The organism is Streptomyces sp. NRRL WC-3549 (genome assembly GCF_000721935.1).
Classification (GTDB): domain Bacteria; phylum Actinomycetota; class Actinomycetes; order Streptomycetales; family Streptomycetaceae; genus Streptomyces.
Map to the genome: position 1 here is coordinate 123,095 of NZ_KL585425.1, position 1,116 is coordinate 124,210.

Consider the following 1,116-nt stretch of genomic DNA (forward strand, 5'->3'; position numbering starts at 1 on the left):
GTAGATGACGGCGGTGGTGCCGCCGGCCCAGAGGATGCCGCCGAGCACGTTGGCGGTGAGGAACTTCCAGTACGGCATCCGCAGCACACCGGCCAGCGGCCCGGCGAAGATCCGCAGCAGCGCCACGAAGCGGCCGAAGAAGACGGCCCACATGCCCCACTTCTCGAAGGACCGCTCGGCCACGGAGATCTGGGCCGCCCCGAAGTGTTTGGGGAACCGCGCGCCGAGCCAGGCCAGCAGGGGCCTGCCTCCCTTGCGGCCGATGGCGTAGCCGACGGAGTCACCGATGATCGCCCCCGCCGACGCGCAGGCGCCGAGCACCACCGGGTCGATCTCGCCGTGCTGGGAGGCGAGGAGGGCCGCGCTCACCAGGACGATCTCGCCCGGCAGCGGAATACCCAGGCTCTCCAGCCCGATGACGACCCCCACCAGGAGGTAGATGCTGACCGCCGGCACGGTCTCGAGCCACTCCTGGACGTGCAAGGCCAATTCCTCCCGTAAGAAATGCGCCGCCGTGCACACGCGTCGTGCACGGCGTGCAGCCTACCGGTCCCCGGGGCGGCCGCCCGCTTCGGGACCGGCGGGGCCGCCCGGGTTCAGCGGTTGGGGCGCAGGGTCCAGACCACGCTCATCTCGCTGGTCACCGCACCGTCCGCGCGGCGTATCTCGACGGCCACCGGGAACTCGGGCCGCTCACCCGCGTCCAGTTCGGCGACGACGTCGGCGACCGGACGCCCCAGGGTGGCGGTCGCGGTGAGGGCGCCCTTGGCGACCTTCTTGAACGCCATCTCCGTGGTGACGGGCAGGGGGACGGCCCGGGCCAGCTGGTCACCGAACGCGGCGATGACGATCGCGCCGCTCGCGGACTCGGCCAGCGTGAACATCGCTCCGGCGTGCGGTCCGCCGAGGTGGTTGTGGTACTCGGGCTGGTCCGCGAGCGAGAGGACGGCACGCTCCGCGGTCGTCTCCAGGTACTTCAGGTTCAGGGTGCGGACCATCGGAACGCTCGCGGTCAGCATCTCGCCGACCGTCATCTCTTCAGTGCTCATGAGCGGATGTTACTTGCGGGTAGCAGACTTTGACCATCCCCTCACGGGGGCGGCCGTAGCAGCCGCG

Annotated in this window: 2 protein-coding genes; both read right to left on the minus strand. The window is 70.7% G+C overall.

Annotated features, from left to right (window positions below; all coding sequences use genetic code 11):
• On the minus strand, positions 1-483 hold a 483-nt coding region (locus tag IH13_RS0128310; protein WP_031088826.1), incomplete at its 3' end, for a DedA family protein.
• Between the two features lie 113 nt (positions 484-596).
• On the minus strand, positions 597-1,034 hold the full coding sequence (locus tag IH13_RS0128315) for a DUF4442 domain-containing protein (RefSeq protein ID WP_031088828.1): 438 nt from the start codon (positions 1,032-1,034) through the stop codon (positions 597-599).
• Between the last annotated feature and the right edge of the window lie 82 nt (positions 1,035-1,116).

Coding starts and splice junctions, on each gene's coding strand:
- IH13_RS0128315 (WP_031088828.1), bottom strand. CDS start 1,034: ATGACGGTCGGCGAGATGCTGACCGCGAGCGTTCCGATGGTCCGCACC.